This window comes from Metapseudomonas boanensis, assembly GCF_042232855.1.
GTDB classification, from domain to species: Bacteria; Pseudomonadota; Gammaproteobacteria; order Pseudomonadales; family Pseudomonadaceae; genus Metapseudomonas; species Metapseudomonas boanensis.
Map to the genome: position 1 here is coordinate 1,061,737 of NZ_CP113889.1, position 20,351 is coordinate 1,082,087.

Annotated in this window: 18 protein-coding genes; 5 read left to right on the forward strand and 13 right to left on the reverse strand. The window is 61.8% G+C overall.

Annotated elements, in window-relative coordinates:
* Positions 1–23 precede the first annotated feature (23 nt).
* From OXH74_RS04975 to OXH74_RS04995, 5 genes are all read right to left on the reverse strand, one after another.
* Positions 24–686, reverse strand: a complete 663-nt coding sequence (locus OXH74_RS04975) for an amino acid ABC transporter permease (RefSeq protein ID WP_375740310.1) — start codon at positions 684–686, stop codon at positions 24–26.
* Positions 683–1,345: an amino acid ABC transporter permease gene (locus tag OXH74_RS04980; protein ID WP_375740311.1), complete on the reverse strand. Its 663-nt coding sequence runs from the start codon at positions 1,343–1,345 to the stop codon at positions 683–685. Before OXH74_RS04980 ends, OXH74_RS04975 begins: the two co-directional genes overlap by 4 nt.
* A 275-nt stretch (positions 1,346–1,620) precedes the next feature.
* Positions 1,621–2,457: a transporter substrate-binding domain-containing protein gene (locus tag OXH74_RS04985; RefSeq protein WP_375740312.1), complete on the reverse strand. Its 837-nt coding sequence runs from the start codon at positions 2,455–2,457 to the stop codon at positions 1,621–1,623.
* A 254-nt stretch (positions 2,458–2,711) separates the two neighbouring features.
* Positions 2,712–3,845: an FAD-binding oxidoreductase gene (locus OXH74_RS04990; RefSeq protein ID WP_375740313.1), complete on the reverse strand. Its 1,134-nt coding sequence runs from the start codon at positions 3,843–3,845 to the stop codon at positions 2,712–2,714.
* A 1-nt stretch (position 3,846) separates the two neighbouring features.
* Positions 3,847–4,920 carry a Rieske 2Fe-2S domain-containing protein gene (locus tag OXH74_RS04995; protein WP_375740314.1) on the reverse strand — a complete coding sequence of 358 codons (1,074 nt, stop codon included), beginning with the start codon at positions 4,918–4,920 and terminating at the stop codon, positions 3,847–3,849.
* Between the two features lie 160 nt (positions 4,921–5,080).
* Between OXH74_RS04995 and OXH74_RS05000 the strand changes: the two genes are divergently transcribed.
* On the forward strand, positions 5,081–6,019 hold the full coding sequence (locus OXH74_RS05000) for a LysR substrate-binding domain-containing protein (protein WP_375740315.1): 939 nt from the start codon (positions 5,081–5,083) through the stop codon (positions 6,017–6,019).
* A gap of 29 nt (positions 6,020–6,048) precedes the next feature.
* Here OXH74_RS05000 and OXH74_RS05005 read toward each other — a convergent pair whose 3' ends face one another.
* Positions 6,049–6,921 carry a LysR substrate-binding domain-containing protein gene (locus tag OXH74_RS05005; RefSeq protein WP_215371204.1) on the reverse strand — a complete coding sequence of 291 codons (873 nt, stop codon included), beginning with the start codon at positions 6,919–6,921 and terminating at the stop codon, positions 6,049–6,051.
* 127 nt (positions 6,922–7,048) lie between these two features.
* On the opposite strand from OXH74_RS05005, the gene OXH74_RS05010 reads away from it, so the two are divergent.
* The 3 genes from OXH74_RS05010 (at position 7,049) to phnX (ending at position 10,703) form a co-directional block, all read left to right on the forward strand.
* On the forward strand, positions 7,049–8,218 hold the full coding sequence (locus OXH74_RS05010) for a 2-aminoethylphosphonate--pyruvate transaminase (protein WP_375740316.1): 1,170 nt from the start codon (positions 7,049–7,051) through the stop codon (positions 8,216–8,218).
* 282 nt (positions 8,219–8,500) lie between these two features.
* Positions 8,501–9,835, forward strand: coding sequence for an MFS transporter (locus OXH74_RS05015; RefSeq protein WP_375740317.1), 1,335 nt, complete (start codon positions 8,501–8,503; stop codon positions 9,833–9,835).
* A 40-nt stretch (positions 9,836–9,875) separates the two neighbouring features.
* Positions 9,876–10,703: a phosphonoacetaldehyde hydrolase gene (gene phnX, locus OXH74_RS05020; RefSeq protein ID WP_375740318.1), complete on the forward strand. Its 828-nt coding sequence runs from the start codon at positions 9,876–9,878 to the stop codon at positions 10,701–10,703.
* Between the two features lie 274 nt (positions 10,704–10,977).
* Here the strand turns inward: phnX and OXH74_RS05025 are convergent, their stop codons facing one another.
* From OXH74_RS05025 to tyrS, 4 genes are all read right to left on the reverse strand, one after another.
* Positions 10,978–11,916, reverse strand: coding sequence for a p-hydroxyphenylacetate 3-hydroxylase reductase component (locus tag OXH74_RS05025; protein WP_375740319.1), 939 nt, complete (start codon positions 11,914–11,916; stop codon positions 10,978–10,980).
* A gap of 101 nt (positions 11,917–12,017) precedes the next feature.
* Positions 12,018–13,187: a p-hydroxyphenylacetate 3-hydroxylase oxygenase component gene (locus tag OXH74_RS05030; protein ID WP_375740320.1), complete on the reverse strand. Its 1,170-nt coding sequence runs from the start codon at positions 13,185–13,187 to the stop codon at positions 12,018–12,020.
* Positions 13,188–13,488: 301 nt separating this feature from the next.
* A complete protein-coding gene (hpaR, locus tag OXH74_RS05035; RefSeq protein WP_215371222.1) occupies positions 13,489–13,911 on the reverse strand; it encodes a homoprotocatechuate degradation operon regulator HpaR in 423 nt (140 codons plus the stop codon).
* A gap of 119 nt (positions 13,912–14,030) precedes the next feature.
* Positions 14,031–15,269, reverse strand: a complete 1,239-nt coding sequence (gene tyrS / locus OXH74_RS05040) for a tyrosine--tRNA ligase (protein WP_375740321.1) — start codon at positions 15,267–15,269, stop codon at positions 14,031–14,033.
* A gap of 193 nt (positions 15,270–15,462) precedes the next feature.
* Between tyrS and OXH74_RS05045 the strand changes: the two genes are divergently transcribed.
* A complete protein-coding gene (locus OXH74_RS05045) occupies positions 15,463–15,903 on the forward strand; it encodes a heme-binding protein (protein WP_375740322.1) in 441 nt (146 codons plus the stop codon).
* A gap of 5 nt (positions 15,904–15,908) precedes the next feature.
* Here the strand turns inward: OXH74_RS05045 and OXH74_RS05050 are convergent, their stop codons facing one another.
* From OXH74_RS05050 to OXH74_RS05060, 3 genes are read right to left on the reverse strand one after another with little or no spacing between them, the layout of a single operon-like run.
* Positions 15,909–17,252, reverse strand: a complete 1,344-nt coding sequence (locus tag OXH74_RS05050) for a TolC family outer membrane protein (protein WP_375740323.1) — start codon at positions 17,250–17,252, stop codon at positions 15,909–15,911.
* A gap of 1 nt (position 17,253) precedes the next feature.
* Positions 17,254–18,597 carry an HlyD family type I secretion periplasmic adaptor subunit gene (locus OXH74_RS05055; RefSeq protein WP_215371236.1) on the reverse strand — a complete coding sequence of 448 codons (1,344 nt, stop codon included), beginning with the start codon at positions 18,595–18,597 and terminating at the stop codon, positions 17,254–17,256.
* 6 nt (positions 18,598–18,603) lie between these two features.
* Positions 18,604–20,340, reverse strand: a complete 1,737-nt coding sequence (locus tag OXH74_RS05060; RefSeq protein ID WP_375740324.1) for a type I secretion system permease/ATPase — start codon at positions 20,338–20,340, stop codon at positions 18,604–18,606.
* Positions 20,341–20,351: the final 11 nt, after the last annotated feature.

Consider the following 20,351-nt stretch of genomic DNA (forward strand, 5'->3'; position numbering starts at 1 on the left):
AGCGACGCCTGTCTCAAAGCTCGTCACAAGGCCAAGAAGCGACCCACGCGTTTTTCCATCCACATCCCCGCACGCGAGCACAACTCGATCAGCAACAAGTAGCTGATACAAAGCACCAGCAATGTCTCGACGAAAGCGAAGGAGGAAGAACCGATCCCGGTCATGACCATGGTCAGTTCGGGAATGGTGATGATCGACAGTACGGCGGTTTCCTTGCACAGGATGGTGGTCAGGTTGACCAGCGCCGGCAGGATCACAACCAGCATTTGCGGTACCTGGATGCGCAAGATGCATTTCCAGCGACTGATACCCAAGCAGTCGGCAGCCTCCAACTGACCGCGGGGAATGGAGAGGAAGCCGCCACGGAAGATCTCGGCGAAGTACACGCTGCCGTAGATTCCCAGGCCAACCACTCCAGCCGACACCGGATCGAGCTCCAGGCCCAGGCTCGGACCGCCGTAGTAGAGCAGGAATAACTGCACAAGGAACGGCGTGCTGCGGATCAGCTCAATGTAGATCCGCAATGGGCCGCGTAAAAATGGGCCGCCAAACAACTGAAGGATAGCGACCAGCAGACCCAACGCCAGTGCGATGACGACACCGCAGGCCCAAGTGGCGAGGGTAATACCGAAGCCACTGGCAATTTCCGGTAGATGATCGGTAATGATCGAAGGGACGAAACTCATGCGGTCTTACCTCCCATGCGCCGTTCCAGACAGATGCCGCAAAGGGCCAAGGGCAGGTTGATGAGGCAGTAGAAGGCCGCCAGCAGAAGGTAATTCTGCAGGAACAGATAGTCATTGGCGGCCAGGTTCTGGGCGGTGCGGGTCAGCTCAGCGATGCCCACCACGGAAATCAGCGAGGAAGCCTTGATCAACAGGATCATCTCGTTGACCAACGCCGGCAGGGTCAGGCGTACCGCCTGGGGCAACTTGATCCGCAGAAGCATTTGCAGGGGAGTCAGGCCGAGCATCCCGGCAGCCTCCAGTTGGCCACCCGGAATGGCGAGAAATCCACCGCGGAGAATTTCCGCGATGTAGGCCCCGGCAGCCAGCGACAGACCAATGATTGCCGCCGCCAGCGGCGGAATATTTGGTAGGCCAATACGCGGCAGGAAGTAGTAGATGAAGAGCAGTTGGACCAGCAGCGGTACGCCGCGAAACACAAAGATATAGGCACCGCCGAGGCGGGCGAGCAGCGGCTGGCGCGATAGGCGCAAGCTGCAGATGCCTACGCCAATGGCAAAGCCAAAAACCAGGCCGGCCAATGCTGCTTCCACCGTGACGATCAAGCTCGCTGCGAGCAGCGGGACGTTCTGGATCAAAACCTGCCAATCGAAAATCATGGCTGTAACTCCAAGCGTTCAGGGCATTTGCGAAGGCGATGCCCCAGTCAAGTGCTGCAACTGGCTGCAGTCCCAGTAGGAGCGCGGGGACGCCAGGTGCTTGCTCGCAAACGGGTCATATGCGAGTAAGCACGCTCCTACCGGGCTTTCGGCTCGATGGTTGAGACCTGGCATCAGCCGACGCAGTCAGAGCCTTTGCGAAAGCCGCCCTGCCTTCGTCCACCCAGCACTGGGCTAGGCGGACGTCGTAACAATGCTCTCAGCGCGCCGCGGCCTTACCAGTTCGGTTCGACCTCGACCGTCGGCACCTGCATCTCGGTGCCCAACCACTGTTTCTGCAGGCCGACCAGACGACCATCGGTATGCAGCTTGAGAATCGCCTCGTTGACTGCGGCGATCAGGCTGTCGGCATCCTGACCTTTGCGGCCGACGAAAGCGAAGTAGGACGGCTTGCCGAACGGTGGCTGCACCACCTTGAACACCTGCGAGCGCTGAGAGGCGACGAAGGCAATGTTCGGCAGAGCGTTGGCCACCGCGGCGATACGGCCTGCACCAAGGTCAGCGTAGGCTTGGTTGTTATCGACGTACTCGCGAATGGTCACCGGCTCAGGCAGGGTGGCGGCGAAGGCCTTCAGCTCCTCCAGCTGGGCCGAGCCCTTGCTGGCGCCAACGACCTTGCCAGCAATGTCTTGGGGTTTGCTGATGCTGTCATCCTGGGCACGCACCATTAGCGCCACCGTGCCTTCTGAAATCGGCAGGGTGAAGCTGTAACGCTCCTTGCGCGCCTTGGTGATGATGAGCGGTCCGCCCACCAGGTCGAACTTGCTTGCCTCGAGACCTGGCAGCACGCCAGCCCAAGGCAGATCGATAAAGCGCACCTTGACCCCCAACTCTTCGCCAACCAACGCAAACAGGGCCGGGTTGAAACCTTTCTGTTGACCTTTTTCCAGATAGTCGAAGGGGGCGAACTGCATTTCCGTACCAATCACCAACTCACCGGCCTTTTTCACCTCGGCCAGTTGGTCAGCTTGGACGGCGAAGGATGCCAAGCTCATCAGAGCCGCGACGCAGAAGCCGCGCAGTGTTTTGTTGTGTTGGGTCTTACTTTGCATCGAATAGCTCCTCAAAGGATTGTCATGATTTGACTGTTGTTATTACTTCGATGGATCAGCAGTAAGGTGCCGGGGCAATAGCTGCGGGTTGGCAGAAATCCGGCCTGGACTCAGAGGAGCACTCTGCCGGGGTTGATAAGGTCGCTGGGATCGACCCAAATGGCTTCGGCGGACCCGTTCACGCTGCAGGCGGCGCAGGAAGCCGTCACCTGAACGGATGGGCGCCTGCCCAAAAGCACGCAGGGCAGAACTCATCACTGCGGCAGCTCAAGCGTCACGGCCGTTGTCGGGCGGGCGCAACAGAGCAGAATTTCGCCGTTTTCCGGGGCATCCAGGGGCAGCTCGAAATACTCGATCGAGCCACTGCGTAGACGGACCTGGCAGGTATTGCACAGGCCGGCACGGCAGTTGAATGAAGGTTCCAAGCCGGCCTGCTCGGCAAGATCGAGCAGCGAATGGCAGTGGGGGTCCCAGGCGACAGTGGTGCCCGAAGGCAGGAATTGCACGCTGACTGCACCTTCCAGCGGACTGGCCTTGACTAGATCAGCGGAAGAAACTGAGCTTGCCAACGGACTGAGTTCGTCTTCTTCAAGAATGGTTGCCGGGCCAAAGAACTCGTAATGGATACGCGCCTTGACGACCCCCAGGTCGCGCAGCAAACGCCAGTTCGCCTGCATGAAAGGGCGTGGTCCGCACAGGTAAACGTCGTAATCGTCAAGCGGCAGCAGTGCCTGCAAGGTTTCGCGGCTGATCAGCCCCTGGCTGTGGCACACGCCCCTGCGGATATCGTCGGCGCTCGGCTGGCGGTAACAGAAGTACGTGTAGATACCTGGACGGCTGGCGGCCAGCGTCAGCACTTCATCTCGGAAGGCATGAACGGCGCCGTTTTCGCAGGCATGGACAAAGTACACCTGGCGTGTCGAGTGCTTGCTCAAGCTGTGCAGCATGCTGACCATGGGAGTCACGCCGACACCGCCACTGAACAGCAGCACCGGCCGCTGGCTCTCCTCATCCAGAACGAATTCCCCTGCCGGTCCGGCGATATCGAGCACGTCGCCGACCTGCACGCACTCATGCAGATAGCCAGACCCCTTCCCTGGCGGTAGCTCGGGACGATAGAGCGGCGCCAGCTCGCGTTTCACTGAGATGCGAAGGCGCGTCATATCAGAGGCCTTTCCCGACAAACTGTAGTTACGCAGCAGAGTGCTACCGTCCTCTGCAGGCAGTCGAACCACGACGAACTGCCCAGGGCGGAACTGCATGCTCAAGGTCGGATCGACTGCCATCAGCAGAAAGGAGGTGACCACCTCGCTTTCCTGCCGCTTCTCGATCACCCGGTAAGGTACGAACCCCTTCGCGGCGAGCGGTGCTTTCGGGTTGGCGTTCATCTCAAGCCCCCAGCTTGGCCGACTCGGCGCCCTGCTCCGCCAGCGAAATCAACCGGCTGGACGTTTCCTGGGCGATCTGTTTGTCCAGTGCTCGGCGAAAGCGCAGCGGGCCAGAGTCGGATGCCAAGTCAATGTTGGGCGTACGCTTGTTCGCCATTCCCCGGTGTACGGCGGCGAGGATCACCTGATCTTCGCTGAACGCGAAGCGCACATCTTCATCGAACCGACGCGATACTTCTTGGCTGTCTTGGTCGAAGTTGCGCATCTGGAACCAGAAGTAGCGTGTGTTCGACTCATCAACCGGGGTGAGGAAATTGTAGGAATTCATCAGGAATACCTGATCGTGCAGTACTCCCTCATCAGAACCGGTTCCTGCCGGGGTGAACAGCGACTTGATGATTGCGTGCGAGGGATAACGCACCTCGTAGTGTTGCTTCCGATCGCAGCGGCCGGAAAATTTCACGAACTGGGCATAGAAAGGTGCCACTTCGACATTACGCATCCAGCGGAAAACGATCACACCGCCGTCGGAAACGATGGTCTTCAGTGGCTCATCTTCACAGGCAGCATTGCCGAACGACGTCTGATGCACCCAGGCCACATGAGCGGGATCGAGCAGGTTATCGGTCATGTACAAGTAATTGCACTCGACAGTCATGTTGCCGCCACGATTGATGCCCCAGGCCGGGTCACCCCATTCTTCCACCTGGAATATCGTGGCCGGGTCCGCCAGCTCGGCATCGCCCATCCAGATCCAGATCAAGCCGTAACGTTCAGCAAGCGGATAGCTGCGCACCTTGGCACCTTGCGGGGTGCGGCTGTTGCCAGGTGCACGGACACAGCCGCCGGAGCAGTCGAAGGTCAGGCCGTGATAGCCGCACTCGATGTCGTCACCGCGTTTGCGCCCCATCGACAAGGGCAGCTTACGGTGCGGACATGCATCCTCCAGGGCCACCGGAGTGCCATCAGCCTTGCGGTAAAGCACGATCTGCTCGCCGAGGATCGTACTCGGGTACAAGCCTTCGCCCAGCTCGGACTCTTCGGCGGCCACATACCAAGCGTTGCGCAAAAACATAGGGTTCTCCTCGTATCCTGTTTTTCGCCCTGAACAACAGGGCGGCTGCTGACAGGACCAGAATACGAGAATCTAATTTTGCGAAAAGATGTGGAAAACTGATTCTTTATTTAGTTTATCTAAAGTAACTTCCATCCAGCTCAGCTATGGAAACTTCGTTATGAACAATCTCCCCTCGCTAAGGGCGCTACAGATATTCGAAGCCGTTGGCCGATTTGGTGGCATTGCGGAAGCAGCCAGACGCTTGGGCATTTCGGCCGGCGCAGTCAGCCAGCAGATGAAATTGCTTGAAGAGAGCCTGGGTCTGAGCTTGACCCTCAAGGTGGGGAAACGCATCCAATTGACCGCCGCCGGACAGCGCTACTACGAAAGCTGTGCAACCGCTTTCGAGAGCCTGCGGATTGCCCACACCGAGGTCGAACGCTCAAAAAATGCCAGCAATCTGCGGGTCAGCGCCTTGCCATCCCTGCTCTCGCAATGGCTGACGCCGCTGGTCTTCGCCTGGCAAGACAAGCACCCCGGGCTAAATGTGTTTCTTGACGGCAGCTATGAAGAGCCATCGCCCAACGGATTCGAGATCGACTTCCGCATCACCTACAGCGATCAAGACTATGCGGAGAACGCCATAGAGTTGTTTCGTGATTGCGTGGTGCCGGTCTGCAGCCCAGCCCTCCTGCGTGCCGATGCGCCGCTGCTGACGCCCGCCGACTTGCTGGGCTATCCACTGTTGTCGATCGACTGGCTGCCGAAGTTCGTCTCGCCCCCCTCCTGGCGTGACTGGTTTACGGCACAACAGGTGGACTGCTCCCAAATGCATGATGGCTACCGAGTCTTTTCCCTGGCGTACGTTGCCATCCAGGCGGCGATAGATGGCCAGGGCATTGTGTTGGGGCAATGCTCGATGATTGCTGATGACCTTGCTGCCGGGCGCCTGATAATGCCGTTTCCGCGGGCACTGCCGCTGCCAACATCGTACTTTCTCATTGGTTCGAAAAGCGCCTTCGGCAAGGAGCACTGCCGCGACTTCCATCGCTGGCTGGTAACTCGAGGACGCGAGCAAACAGCCATCAATGCACGCCTATTGGGGGTGTCCGAGTGAATCGATAGCGACAAGCTTTACCTGGGCGTTCAGCTCCGATTCGACCGTACCATCTCGAAAAAGGTCTCGATAATCCGCCGCGAACCTTGCTCGCGCAGGCACACCAGCGTCTCGGTCATGCGCTGCAGGCAGTCGCGGATCGGAAGCACGTGGACGTTCGCACTGACACCTACTTCCGCGCCGGAGACGAACCCGACGCCCAGGCCAGCTGCCACCATCTCGAAGGTGGCCTCGCGCCCCTCCACTTCGATCGCCGGGCGAATCTGCAGGCCAGACCGCTGCATCTCCTCTTCGAGTATCTGTCGGGTCATGGAGCCCCGTTCGCGCAGCACCATGGGCATCTCGGCAAGGTCGGCCAGGACGATCGACTCGCGCTCGGCCCAAGGGTGCGAACGGGCGACGAAGGCCACCATCGGGCTGCTGCTGAGCACATGGGTAATCAGGCTGTCGTCCTCCACTACCCGGCCCAGCAGGGCGAAGTCGGCCTTGTACTCCTGCAGCCGGCGCAGCGACTCGTCGCTGTTGCCCGTCACCAGGCTGACGCGGATGCCCGGGTAGCGATCGCAGAAGCGCGCGATATGCGCCAACAGGTGCACGGGCGAGTCCACCGCCAGGGTCAGGGTGCCGGTTTCCAGCGCCCGGGAGGTCGTCAGCAGTTCCTGCGCCTCGGCCTCGGCGGCGAACAGGCGCAGGGTGATGGTCAGGAGGCGCTCTCCCAGGTCGGTCAGCTGCACCGAACGCTTGTTGCGGTGGAACAGCAGGATGCCGAAGCGCTCTTCCAGTTTGCGCACCTGGTCCGACACAGCCGGCTGGCTAAGGAACAGGCTTTCCGCCGCGCGGGTGAAGTTGCCGTGTAGCGCCACAGCGTGAAATGCCTTGAGCTGGGCCTGGGAAACCGCCATGACGCCTCCAATAAATAAGCTCAGCTTATTTTTGAAATACTATAAATCGATTTTTTTTATTTCTTCAAAATTGTTTTGATCGGCTTCACCGCAAAGCGCCCTCACCAGAACAACGCTGGAGACGATCATGACCAAAGCCGAATACCCCACCTCCCATCAGCCCTTGGCCGCTCCTGCCCTGGGTGAACCCTACCTGCTCACCCCCGGCCCGCTGACCACCTCCAAGGCCACCAAGGAAGCCATGCTGCGGGACTGGGGCTCCTGGGACGGTGCCTTCAATCTGGTGACAGCCGAAGTGCGCCAGGAACTTCTGGCCATGGCCGGCGTGCACGACGACAGTTTCGCCTGCGTCCCGCTGCAAGGCAGCGGCAGCTTCTCGGTGGAAGCGGCACTCGCCACCGCTATCCCACGTGACGGCAAGGCCCTGGTGCTGATGAACGGCGCCTACGGCCAGCGTGCCACCAAGACCCTCGACTACCTCGGACGCGCCTACATCACCCTGGACAAGGGCGACTACCTGCCGCCGCAACCTGAAGAAGTGGACGCCCTGCTAAAGGCCAACCCGGACGTCACCAACGTCTTTGTCGTCCACTGCGAAACCAGCTCCGGCATCCTCAATCCGCTGCGCGAAATCGCCGACGTGGTGAAGGCCCACGGCAAGAGCCTGATCGTCGACGCCATGAGCTCCTTCGGAGCGGTGCCACTGACCGTCAACGAGGTCACCTTCGACGTGCTGGTGTCCTCTGCCAACAAATGTATCGAGGGCATCCCAGGCTTCGGCTTCGTGATCATCCGCCGCTCCGTGCTGGAGGCCGCCAAAGGCCGCGCCCATTCCCTCTCCCTCGACCTCTACGAGCAGTGGGTCTACATGGAGCGCACCGGCCAATGGCGTTTCACTCCACCGACCCACAGCGTGGTGGCCTTCCGTAAGGCCCTTGAGCAACACAGCGCCGAAGGTGGCGTACAAGGCCGCCTGGCGCGCTACACGCGCAACCGCGACGTCCTGGTCGCCGGCATGCGCGAGCTGGGCTTCAAGACCCTGCTGGAAGACCGCTGGCTGTCGCCGATCATCACTACCTTCTTCAGCCCGGAACACCCGAACTTCGAGTTCAAGCGCTTCTACGAAGAACTCAAGGCCCGTCAATTCATCATCTACCCGGGCAAGCTGACTGTGGCCGAAAGCTTCCGCATCGGCTGCATCGGGCAGATCGACGAACCGATCGTCTGCCAGTTGCTGCGCGCCATTGCCGACTCGTTGGAAGCGATGGATGTGCAGATGGATAAGCCGGCAGCCTGACCGAACCCTCACTTTAAGGTCGTCCGCCGTCCTGAGAGCGACTGCGCTGCGGGTAGCGCGAGCGTGGTGCGACGACCTCTTTCTCCAACATCGACCTGGATAATCAGCCGCTCGGCGAGGCCGGGCAGGAGCCAAGACTAGCGCCAAACCTCAACCATCCGCCTGACGCCACGCCCACTGCCATCTGACCAAGGTCGTGCGTTTAGACAGCACAGCAGTACTGAAAACAAAAACAACCTCCCTATTTGCACTGTCCGGCAACCCATACGGGGTCAGAACACCATGAACAACACCGCAGGAGCCCTCGCAAGCGGCTGGAAGTCCCTCCAGCGCTGGCGCGTCCAGATATTCCTTATCACCTGGCTGGCCTATGCCGCCTTCTACTTCACCCGCAAAGCGTTTTCCGTTGCCAAGCTCGGCATCGGCGAAGACCCGAGCTTCGAGCTCGACAAGGCCATGATGGCCAACCTGGATGCTCTCTACCTGGTGGCTTACGCCATTGGCCAGTTCACCTGGGGCATCTTTGCCGACCGTTTCGGCCCACGCGTGGTGGTGCTGGGCGGCCTCTTCGTCTCCTCTCTCGCCGCCCTGGCCATGGGCACCTTCGCTACCCTGCCGATCTTCGCCACCTGCATGCTGGTACAGGGCTTTGCCCAGTCCACGGGCTGGTCGGGGCTGTGCAAGAACATCGGTAGCTTCTTTGCAACCCGCGAACGCGGCCGCGTGCTCGGCTACTGGAGCACCTGCTACGCCTTCGGCGGGCTGGTTGCAACACCCTTCGCCGGCTGGTGGGCCTACGAGGTGTTCCACGACTGGCGCATGGCGTTCATGTCCAGTGCTGCAGTGGTAATGGCGGTGGCGGTGCTGTTCTACTTCCTGCAGCGCAACCGGCCGCAGGATGTCGGCCTACCCCCTGTCGAGATCGAACCCAACATTACCGTTACGGGGCCGCGCGAAAGCCATTGGGCCAGCCTGCGCAAGATCATGAAGAACCGCACCGTGCTGGTCCTCGGCCTTGCCTACTTCCTGCTCAAGCCCGCGCGCTACGCCATCCTCCTCTGGGGGCCGGTGATCGTCTACGAACGCATGCCGGCAATTGGCAAGGTGGCATCCGCCATCGTCCCCACCGCCTTCGAGGTCGCCGGCCTGGTAGGCCCGATTCTCATCGGCTTCATGTCTGACAAGCTCTTCGGTGCTCGCCGCATACCGGCGTGCGTACTCAACCTGGTAGCCCTCACCGTGTGCCTGGCGCTGTTCGTCCCCGCCATGCAGAGCGGCAGTCTGTACCTGGTGGTCGGCCTGCTGTTCATGATGGGCATGACCCTCTATGGCCCGGACTCGATGATCAGCGGCTCGGCAGCCATCGACTTCGGCACCAACGAGGCCGCTGGCACCGCCGCAGGTTTCGTCAACGGTTGCGGCTCGGTCGGCGCCATCCTCGGCGGCCTGCTTCCAGGCTACTTCGACACCACCACCGTATTCCTCGTGTTCACCGCCGCCGCGCTGCTGGCCAGCCTGATGCTGGTGCCCTTCTGGAACAGCCGCCCGCAAACCCTGGAAGCCAGCAGCCCCCTCACGGCCAACGGACAACCGGAACTGGCCGGTGCCAGGTCCTGATCCCTCCTCCCTTACGCGCAACCTCGCTGGAGCAATCACCATGCAATACAAGCAACCTACCCACCTTCAAGCCGCCATCCTCGACTGGGCCGGTACCGTCGTAGACTTCGGCTCCTTCGCACCGACACAGATCTTCGTCGAAGCCTTTGCCGAGTTCGGTGTCGCCGTCTCCCTGGAAGAAGCTCGCGGCCCGATGGGCATGGGCAAATGGGATCATATCCGTACCCTCTGCGACCTGCCGCAGATCGCCGAGCGCTACCGCGCCGCCTTCGGCCGCCTGCCGACCGATGACGACGTCACCGCCATCTACGAACGTTTCATGCCGCTGCAGATCGAGAAGATCGCCCTGCACTCGGCCCTGATCCCCGGTGCCCTCGACGCCATCGCTACCCTGCGCAGCAAGGGCCTGAAGATAGGCTCCTGCTCCGGCTATCCGGCGGTGGTGATGGAGAAGGTCGTGGAGCTGGCCCGCCAGAACGGCTACGTCGCTGATCACGTGGTCGCCACCGACGAAGTCCCCAACGGTCGCCCACACCCGGCCCAGGCTCTGGCCAACGTGATTGCCCTCGGCATCGATGACGTGGCCGCATGCGTCAAGGTCGACGACACCTGGCCAGGCATCCTCGAAGGCCGCAGCGCCGGCATGTGGACTGTCGCCCTGACCTGCTCGGGCAACGCCCTTGGCCTGACGTATGACCAGTTCAAGGCCCTGCCGGCTGAGAAGCTGGCCCAGGAGCGCGCGCGCATCGGCCAGATGTTCGAAGGCTCCCGCCCGCACTACATGATCGACACCATCGCCGAACTGCCAGCAGTGATCGATGACATCAACGCCCGCCTCAAGCGCGGCGAGACCCCGCAAGGGGCCTGATCAGGAAAAAGGGGGGCACGCGTCAGCCTCTCCCCCGGCGGGCAAGGATGCCCGCCACCTGATCCCTGGGTTTATCCCTCCCCAGCCAAAGTAATGGCTATGTCTGGCTGCATTCTCCGTAGGAGCGAGCTCTGCTCGCGAAGGCTCTGCGCTCGGGCGTTCGCGAGCAGAGCTCGCTCCTACAAGACTCTCTGCACGGTCGATACCTGGAGACAGCGCGGCCCTGAAACAAAAATGGCGCCGATCAGCGGCGCCATTGGCGGGAGAGCGTCCGTCAGCCGAGGGCTATCACGGCCTTGAGCATCACCTTGAACGCCTCCACCTGTTCATCGCTGAACTGGGCGAAGACTTTCTCCTGCTGCTCCCGAGCGATGCGCCAGAGCGCTTCGGCCTGGTCCAGACCGACGGGAGTCAGGGAGTAGCCATCTGCGACATCGGCGACCATGCCCTTGCGCTTGAGGATCGCCACCGCCTCCTCGATCTCGCGCCTGGGCATCGCCACTTCGCGCTGCAAGCCGCAGAGGCTCAGCCCCGCGTCGTTCTCCAGAACCATCAGCATGCGCGCCTCGCTGGTGCGCAGCCCGGTAGACAGTTGCTTCGGTTGGTAGCCGGCCTGATAGCTGCGTACTGCCTGGGTCATCAGGTAGTAGAGGTTGTGGCTAAGGCGTCCCTGGAAGGCACTGAAGGGTGCCTGACCTTCGGTTTTGTGGGTCATGCGGGTATGCGGCAGGACCATCGAGTAAGCGCCCTGGTGGTAGAGCAGCGGCGAGCGACCCAAGTCGTCGAAGGCGACGACCTTGCCGATCAGGATCCAGTGGTCCCCACCATCGACCTGCTGGTGCATCTCGCACTGGAAACGCGCGGCGCAGTCAGCGAACAGCGGCGCGCCGCCGACACCCTTTTCATAAATGATGCCGTCGAACTTGTCCTCCCGCGGGCGGGCGAACTGGTTGGACAGGTCGATCTGGTCGGCGGCCAGGATGTTCACGGCAAAATGCGAGGCCTGTTCGAACACCTCCAGGCTGCTGGAACGTTTGTCGATGCTCCAGAGCACCAGCGGCGGTTCGAGGGAGACCGAGTTGAAACTGTTGGCGGTAACGCCCGCCTTGGCACCGGCGGGCGTGGCAGCGGTGACGACGGTCACGCCGGTGGCGAAATTGCCCAGGGCACGGCGGAAGGCCCGGGAGTCGAAGGAGGATTCAACGGCAGTCATGGCGCAACTCCTGGCTGCCGCCTCATTGGCGACAACGCGATGGTTCTGGGGTCGGGGCCGGGGGATTGGCCGGCCCGCACGCAAGCAGGCTGGTGCAAGTGTCAAACCATGCTGGGATCGGGTTCCAGGCCCATCAGCTCGCGCCCGAGGATCTGTGCACAAACGTCATAGTCGGTGTAGGCGTGGGCGCCGGTCATATGCGAGTCACGGAACAAGCGCTGCATCTCGTTGCTCTCAAACCAGCTGGTGCCGCCCGCCGCCTCGAAGAGGCGATCCACGGACTGGATGCACATCTTCACCGCGTAGGCCTGGTTGGTACGCCAGAACGCCAGGGTTTCGCGGCTCGGATATTGGTGACGCTCACCGTGTTCGGCGTGCTCCTGCCAGGTCTTTTCCAGAAAGGCACGGGCGGCCGCGACCTGGTGGGAGGACTCGGCCAAGCGCATCAGCGCCGGGGTGGCAGTGCCAACGTTGACCCCGGTGTAGGCGCGGACACGATTCCTGGTCTTCTCCTTGTACGCTTCGAGCATGCGCTCGGCGATGCCCAGGCTGATCGCCGCGAAGCCGCTGGCGAAGTACGGGCGGTACGGGGAGTAGAAGATCTTGCTGTCCGGGTACAGGCCAAAGCCGTCCGACCGGCCTTCCATCATGTCCTTGGCCGCCTGGATGCGGTAATTGGGGACGAAGGCATCCTTGATGATCAGGGTCTTGGTGCCGCTGCCCTTCATACCGGCGGCAAACCAGTCGTCACGGATTTCGTAGTCGCTGCGCGGCAGCACGGCGAAGCAGTAAGCCTGTTCACCCTCAGCATTCTTGCGACGGCAACCGACGATGGCCCACTCGGCGTGGTCGCTGCCACTGCTCCAGCCCATCTCGCCGTTGAATAGCACGCCGCCCTCGACCTCTTCCACCTTGCCGAACGGCGCGATGCTGCTGCTCGCCGTAGCATCGGGGTTTTCGCCCCAGACTTCGTCCTGCAAGCGGGAAGAGAACATCGCCAGTTGGTGGCTATGGGTGCATAGCAGGCTGAAGGCCCAGGCAGTGCTGGCGCAGGCTCCGGCCAGAGCCACGACGCAATCGGCGAACTCGGGCAGGGAAACCTCCATGCCGCCGTACTTTTTCGGCTGCAGCGCGCGGTGCATGCCGATGCCTTTGAGCAGGGCGATGTTTTCCCCAGGGACCATCCTGGCCTGTTCCGCCCTGGACGCATTGGCGGCGATGGACGGGAGGATGGCTTTGAGATCTTCGAGGAGAGGGTTTGGCTTTTTCATGTCGTGGCCCTGCTTATTGTTAGTACTTGGATGAGGCCAGGCAGGTAGATGAACGCAACCGTGACCGTTGCGAAACACCAGAGCCTGTCAAGTAAACCCAAGTGGGTGCAGGGGGATTATGGAGCGGCGGCAGGAGGCTCAAAATGCACGTTACGCACTCCAGATTGTACTTTTCATGGAGAGCTGCGCATCCCTTTAGCATCCGGCGCACTGGCGAACGGTGCTGACACTGAAGCCTGCCTCGTTCGCGAGCAAGCTCGCTCCTACAGAGGGAGCTGACGACAGAACACGGCCCAGGCGATCAGGGCTTGATCTGCTTCAGCTCATTGAGGAGGTCGAGGAGTTGCTTGAGCTTCTCCTCGCCGAACTGTTCCTGAATCTTCTGGTAATTACTTTCCATGCCTTCGCTCATGGAGACGAAACACTGCTGCCCTTTCTCGGTGAGGTTCACCAGCACACGACGCTGGTCCTGCGGCGCCTTGCGTCGCACCACCATGCCATCGCGCTCCAGACGCGCCAATACACCGGTCATGCTCGGTTTGAGGATGCAGGCCAGATCGGCAAGCTGATAGCTCTCCAGTTCGCCATGCTGGCGAAGCAGGCGGATGACCCGCCATTGCTGTTCGGTCAGGTCGTGCTGGTTGAGCAGGGGACGGAAAAAGCTCATGGCCGCTTCACGGGCTTGCAACAGGGTCAGGGTAAGCGAGGGTCTGGGGCTGGGCATGGTTGGCAGGGACCGGGACAGTATTCGTGAAGATTTTAACGAAAAAAAGTCTCGACGCTAGCGATCTCCACGCTGGGCGATCACGCCGGCCCCAGCCAGGGGCCGACGCAAGGATCGCCTCAATCGACGCGGCGTATCTCGAAATGGCGCTTCTTGCCCAGACTGAGCCGCCACGTCGAACCCTCCGTTGGCAGATGCGCGTCGGCATCCTTCACGCCCGCGTCATCAAGGCGGATTCCACCTCCCGCAGCCAGTCGTCGTACTGCACTGCGTGACGGCTGCAGCCCCGCCGCCAGCAAGACGTCGGCCAGTGAAATACCCCGCGCAAGCTCGGCCCCGGTGACCATCAGCCGGGTCAAGCCATCAATCGCAGAATTCTGCTCGAACACGCCACGCGCAGCAGCTTCGGCCACCCGCGCCGCAGCCTCGCCATGAGCCAGGGTGGTGGCGGCATTGGCCAAGATGACCTTGGCCTGGTTCAGCTCGGCGCCTTGCAAGGCACCCAGGCGCCGTACCTCGTCCAACGGCAGCTCGCTGAAAAGGGCGAGGAAGCGCCCGACATCGCGATCGTCGCAGTTGCGCCAGAACTGCCAGAAGTCGAAGGCCGACAGTCGATCGCCATTGAGCCACACCGCGCCGTTGGCGGACTTACCCATCTTGCGCCCGTCGCTGGTGGTCAGCAGCGGCATGGTCAGGCCGAAGAGCCGGGCACCGCCCTGACGACGCGACAGGTCCACGCCGTTGATGATGTTCGCCCACTGGTCGGCACCACCCAGTTGCAGGGTGCAGCCATGCCGGCGGGCCAATTCGGTGAAGTCATGGGCCTGCAGCAGCGTGTAGCCGAATTCCTGGAAGGACAGCGAGTGCTCGCGATCCAGGCGCTGGCGCACGGCATCGAAGGTCAACAGGCGATTGACCGAGAAGTGCCTGCCCACCTGATTGAGAAACTGCAGGTAACCGATGCCATCCAGCCAGCCGGCGTTGTCCACCACCAGGCCGGCGCCCTCCCTCAGGTCCAGGTAGCGCGCGAAGCAACCGGTGATGCCGGCGATGTTCCGCTGGATCTGAGCCTCATCGAGCATGGGGCGGCTTTCGTCGCGGAAGCTGGGGTCGCCAATACGCGTGGTTGCGCCACCGATCAGCAGGATTGGGCGGTGCCCGGCCTTTTGCAGCCAGCGCATCAGCATCAGGCCCTGCAGGTGGCCGACGTGCAAGCTGTCGGCAGTGGCGTCGAAGCCCAGGTAGGCGGTGACCGGGCTGTGGGCCAGATGCTCGCGCAGGCCGTCGAGGTCGGTGCACTGGTGCACGAAGCCACGCGCCTGGAGCAGCTCGAGAAGGTCGGAATCGAGATTATTCATAGCAGTCTCCTGAAGGGTTGGAGGCCCGAGGAGACAGGGAGAAGGTAGGTTCCGAGCCGCCTCAGGCGGATCGGCATGCGCGCAGCATCTACCGCCTCGTATGAGTAGGCAGATACCGGTAATACGCGTTGAGGCAATTCATTAACTTGTTCATGATTGCGCACTCTACCGGTTTACGAGATCAGGTCAAGCCATGAATGCAATGATTCGCCAACAGCCCAACATGACCTTGGCACTGGCTATGCCAGCGCTACAAGCCACGCTGGAACAGGCCATTGAGTCGCAGGTGCGCATCAGCATTGCGCTGGTAGACGCGGCCGGCCAGCTGATCCACATGGCGCATATGGATGGGGCGCCGCTCCAATGCCGCGATATCGCACTGAACAAGGCTCTCACGGCCGTCGGCTTCGGTATCGCCACTTCGGAGTGGGGTGCACGTCTGGAGAAATGCTCGCCTGCCGTGCAGCAGGGATTACCGCTACAGCCCAGGCTGGCGCTGTTCGGCGGCGGTGAGCCGGTGCGCTGGCGCGGTGATGTGATTGGGGCAATCGGTGTCTCGGGAGCCTCCGAGCAGGTGGACACCCGCTGCGCCCAGGCGGGCGTGCAGCGGGCGCTGGCACTGCTGGAAGGTTGAACGCCTCAAGGCCTCAGTGGAATCACCGGGCCGAGGTAGTTGTTCGCTTGCTCGATATCGTCCTGACCAAGGGCACCGACGGAGGCGCTCAAGCGCAAGCGGGCCAACAGGTAGCGCAGCTTGGCTTCGAGCAGGTCGCGACGGGTGATGAAGGCCTGTTCCTCGGCATTGAGGATGTCGAGGTTGGTGCTGGTACCGGCCTGGAAGCCCTTGCGCGCCGAATCCTGGGCGCGCTCGCTGGAGACCACCGCCAACTCCAGAGCTCGCACCCGCGCCTCGCCACTTTGAACACCACGAAACTCGCGGGTGGTACCGGACAGCACGTCCTCACGGGTGGCATTCAGCTCTTCCCGAACGCGTTCGCGGTTGGCCGCTGCCTGGCGAACCTGGGCACTGGTTGATCCGCCTAGGTAGAGCGGCATGCGGAACTCGACGCCCACCGAGCTGTATTCGTTTTTCTGGTTTTGGGTGGAAACCGAGTCGCTCTCGGAATCGTTGTAGGCAGCAACGAAGTCCAGGGTTGGCCAGTGCCCGGCGCTGGCGCGCTTGACTTCTTCCTCGGCGATCTGCACGCCCAGCGTGCGTGCCTGGATCGTCGGGTTATTGGCCCGGGCGTCGTTGATCCAGTCCTGTAGATTGGGCGGGTCGAGCGGTGGTGTGGGGAACTCGGTGCGCAAAGTAGTGACTTCTTCCGGTACCACGCCCAGCAGCTCCTGCAACAGCCGGCGGGCGACCAGCAGATTATCCTCAGCCTCGATCAGCTCGGCCTGGGCCAAGTCGCGGCGAGCGGTGGCCTGGTCGACGTCCGTGACGGTGCCGTCACCCAGTTCGAAGCGGCGTTTGGCTGCAGCCACCTGCTGCTCGAATGCCTTCAGCCGCACCTTGGCCAATTCGATCGTTTCCAGCGCCAGCAACACAGCGAAATAGCGGCTGCTCAGGCTGAGGGCCGATTCCTGGGTCTTGGTATCGAACACATAGTCGCTAAACAGGGTGCGCTGCTTGCCCTGGCGATACTCGGCCATCTTCTGCTTGTTGAAGATCGGTTGCCGCAGCTCCACCACTGCTCCTTTGGAGTCGTACTCGAGGTCGGTCTCGACGGTTCGGCCGAGGACAGTGTCCTGCTCGCTGGTCCCATCGATGCGTCTCCAGAAGGCGGTGGAGTTGATCTGCGGCAGCACACCCGCCTTGCCCAGTTCCTTGTACTCCTGCCCGGCCTCACGCTCATGGACCGAGGCGAGATAGGTGGGCCCCTGATTCTGGAAGGTATTCCAGGCTTCCGTGAGATCCATGGCCGCCACTGACGTGGTGTAGACGCCCAGCAAAGCGGCAATGGCCATCCGGCTGGTCATATCACTGCTCCTTGAATGCGGTGTCGACACGTCCCATGAGGGGCTTCATCAAATAGCTCATCAGGCTGCGTTCACCGGTCTTGATGGTGACCGTAGCCGGCATGCCAGCGCGGATGTTGTTCACCCCAAGGAGTTTCATGCCCTCATCGGTGACCTCCACCTGGGCGAGGTAATACGGTTGCTTGCTCGCCTCATCCACCAGACGATCGGCTGCAACAGTAAGGACGCGTCCCGGGATGTTCGGCGTCTGCGCATGGTTGAAGGCCGGGAAGGTGATGTCCACCGGCAGCCCCGGGGCCATTTTGTCGATGGCCTGGACCGGGACCTGGGCATCGACTTGCAGGGGCTCCTTGTCCGGAATCACATCCATGATCCTTGCGCCAGGCTGGATGACGCCGCCGATGGTGGCGATGTTGAGCCCCAGGACAATGCCGTCGATGGGCGAACGGATCACCGTGTTGTCCACTTGGTAGTCGATGGAGCGGAGCTTCTCGGACAGCGAGGTCGCCTCCTTCTGCACATCGGTAAGTTGCGACTCGACCTCCTTCTGGAAGTCCTGCTCGCGCTGCAGGATGCGCAGCTTGAGTTCGGCAATCTGGTTTCTGGTGCGGCCGATGTCAGCGATGTTCTGGGCCATTGAGCCATTCAGCTCGGAGGCATTGCGCTCCAGCTCGAGCATTCGGTTGCGCGGTATGTAGCCTTCGGCCGCCAGGCTGCGAACGCCATCCAGCTCCTGCTTCAGGAAATTCGACTGATTGACCCGGGTGTTCTGAACCTGGCGCAGCCCGTTGAGCTGTTCCTCCGCGCCGTTCAGGTTCTCGTGGAGGATGCTGATTTCACCGACCAACGCCTTGCGTCGCGTATGGAACAGGCGCTGTTGCAGGGCGATGGCCTCCATCAGGCGCGGATCGCCACTGAATCGCTCCAGCAGCTCCGGCGAGAAGATCACCTGCTCGGCGCCATCGCGTTCAGCAGACAGCCGGTCCTCCACTGTCTTGGCGACGATGTACTGGGAGCTCAGGGCGCCCTGTTCGGCGATCGCCTGGGTCGGGTCCAGCAGGACCAGCTCCTGGCCGGCCTTCACGATGTCACCCTCACGCACCAGGATTGCATCGACGGTGCCGCCAGTGAGGTGCTGGATGGTCTTGCGTGCATTGGTCACGTTGACCGTCGCATTGGCGACCACACCCGCATCCAGCGGAGCCAGTACCGCCCAGGCGAGGAAACCGCCAAACCCGGCCAGGACCAGCCACACACCCCAGCGCGCCGGGCGCGCATCGTCGGTATCGACCTCTGGAGGATTGTCGACCAGCACCAGAGCCTTGCTTTCACTTAACGCTTGCATGATCTGTCACTCCTTCGCCCGGACCGACGACAGGTTCGGTGTCCCCACCGAAGGCATGACGCTGGCTTGGCGCAAGGCCGCAAAGACCTCCTCACGCGGACCGAACAACTGCATGCCGCCGTCGCGCAGCAGCAGGACCTTGTCCACCGTGCCCAGCACGCTCGGTCGGTGGGAAATGAGCACGAGTGTCTTGCCTCGCTTCTTCAGATCGAGGATCGCCTCGACCAGTGCAGCCTCTCCCACGTCGTCGAGGTTGGCATTGGGCTCATCCAGGACGATCAACGAGGGGTCTCCATAAATGGCGCGGGCCAGCGCAATGCGCTGTTTCTGCCCACCCGAGAGCGGGCTGCCATCGACCCCGAGAACCGTGTCGTAGCCCCGCTCGAAGCGCAGGACCATTTCATGGACCCCGGCACGCTTGGCGGCCAGGATCACCTCTTCGCTGTTCACCTCGCCGAACCGGGCGATGTTGTCGGCAATCGTCCCCTCGAACAGTTCCACGTCCTGCGGCAGGTAGCCAATCCAGGGCCCCAACTCTTCCTTGTTCCACTGAAAGATGTCGGCGCCGTCCAGCCTCACCTTGCCCGACTGAGCCGGCCACACTCCCACCAGCAGGCGGGCTAGCGTCGACTTGCCAGCCGCGGACGGACCGATGATCCCCAGGGCCTCGCCCGGGGCCAGGCTGAAGTTGATACCGCGCAATATAGTGGTGACGCCGCCGGGAGCCGCCGTCATGGCCTGCTCTACCGAGAGCAGACCGGCTGGTTTGGGCAACGACATGGGGTTGGGCCGCGCGGGGAAGTCCTGGAGCAACTTCGACAGCCGATCCCAGGACGATCGCGTCGTGAGCAGTTGCTTCCAGACTGAAATGGCCTGCTCGACCGGCGCCATCGCCCGGCCACTGAGGATGGAGCTGGCGATCATCATGCCGGCAGTGATGTCGCCCTTGATCGCCAGCCAAGCGCCAGCACCAAGGATCGTCGATTGCAGGGTAATGCGCACGAACCGGCTGGTGCCATTGATGTAGGCAGCGCGGTCGGAGGCTAGCGTCTGCATCTCCAGGATGCGTTTGTGGTTGCCGTACCAGCGTTTGCGGATCGAAGGCAGCATCCCCATCGCCTCGATCACTTCGGTATTGCGCAAGTTGTTGTTGGCAAAGCTCCCTGAAGCCATCGACGCCTGGTTGGCCTCTGCCAGCGGGCCACGGGTCACCACCTCGGTGAGGTAGGCGAGGCAGAAAAGCAGCATCGACCCCAGCAGCGTGATGAAGCCCAGCAGTGGGTGAACAAGGAAAATCACCAACAGGTAGATGGGCGTCCAAGGGGCATCGAAGAACGCGAACAGCCCGTTACCCGTCAGGAACTGGCGCACCTGGGAAAGGTCTGCGAGCGCCTGTGCAGGGTTGCCACCGGCACGCCGCAGGTTGCGCTCGAACGAGGCCGTGAAGATCCGTTGGTTCAAGCCCATGTCGAGGCGGTTGCCAAGGCGGATCAGCACGGTCGAGCGCACCACCTCGATAAGCCCCATGAGCACGTAGAGCCCGACCATCAGGACGGTGAGCATGACCAGGGTGGTCACGTTGGCGCTTGCCAGCACCCGATCGTAGACCTGCAGCATGTAGAGCGCCGGGGCCAGCATCAGCATGTTGATCACGCCACTGAATGCGCCAACCACGTAGAAGGTATGGCGCAGCCTGTGGAACACTTCGGACAGTTCGGAACGGGGCTTGGAGGAAGCCTTCATATCGGCGCTCC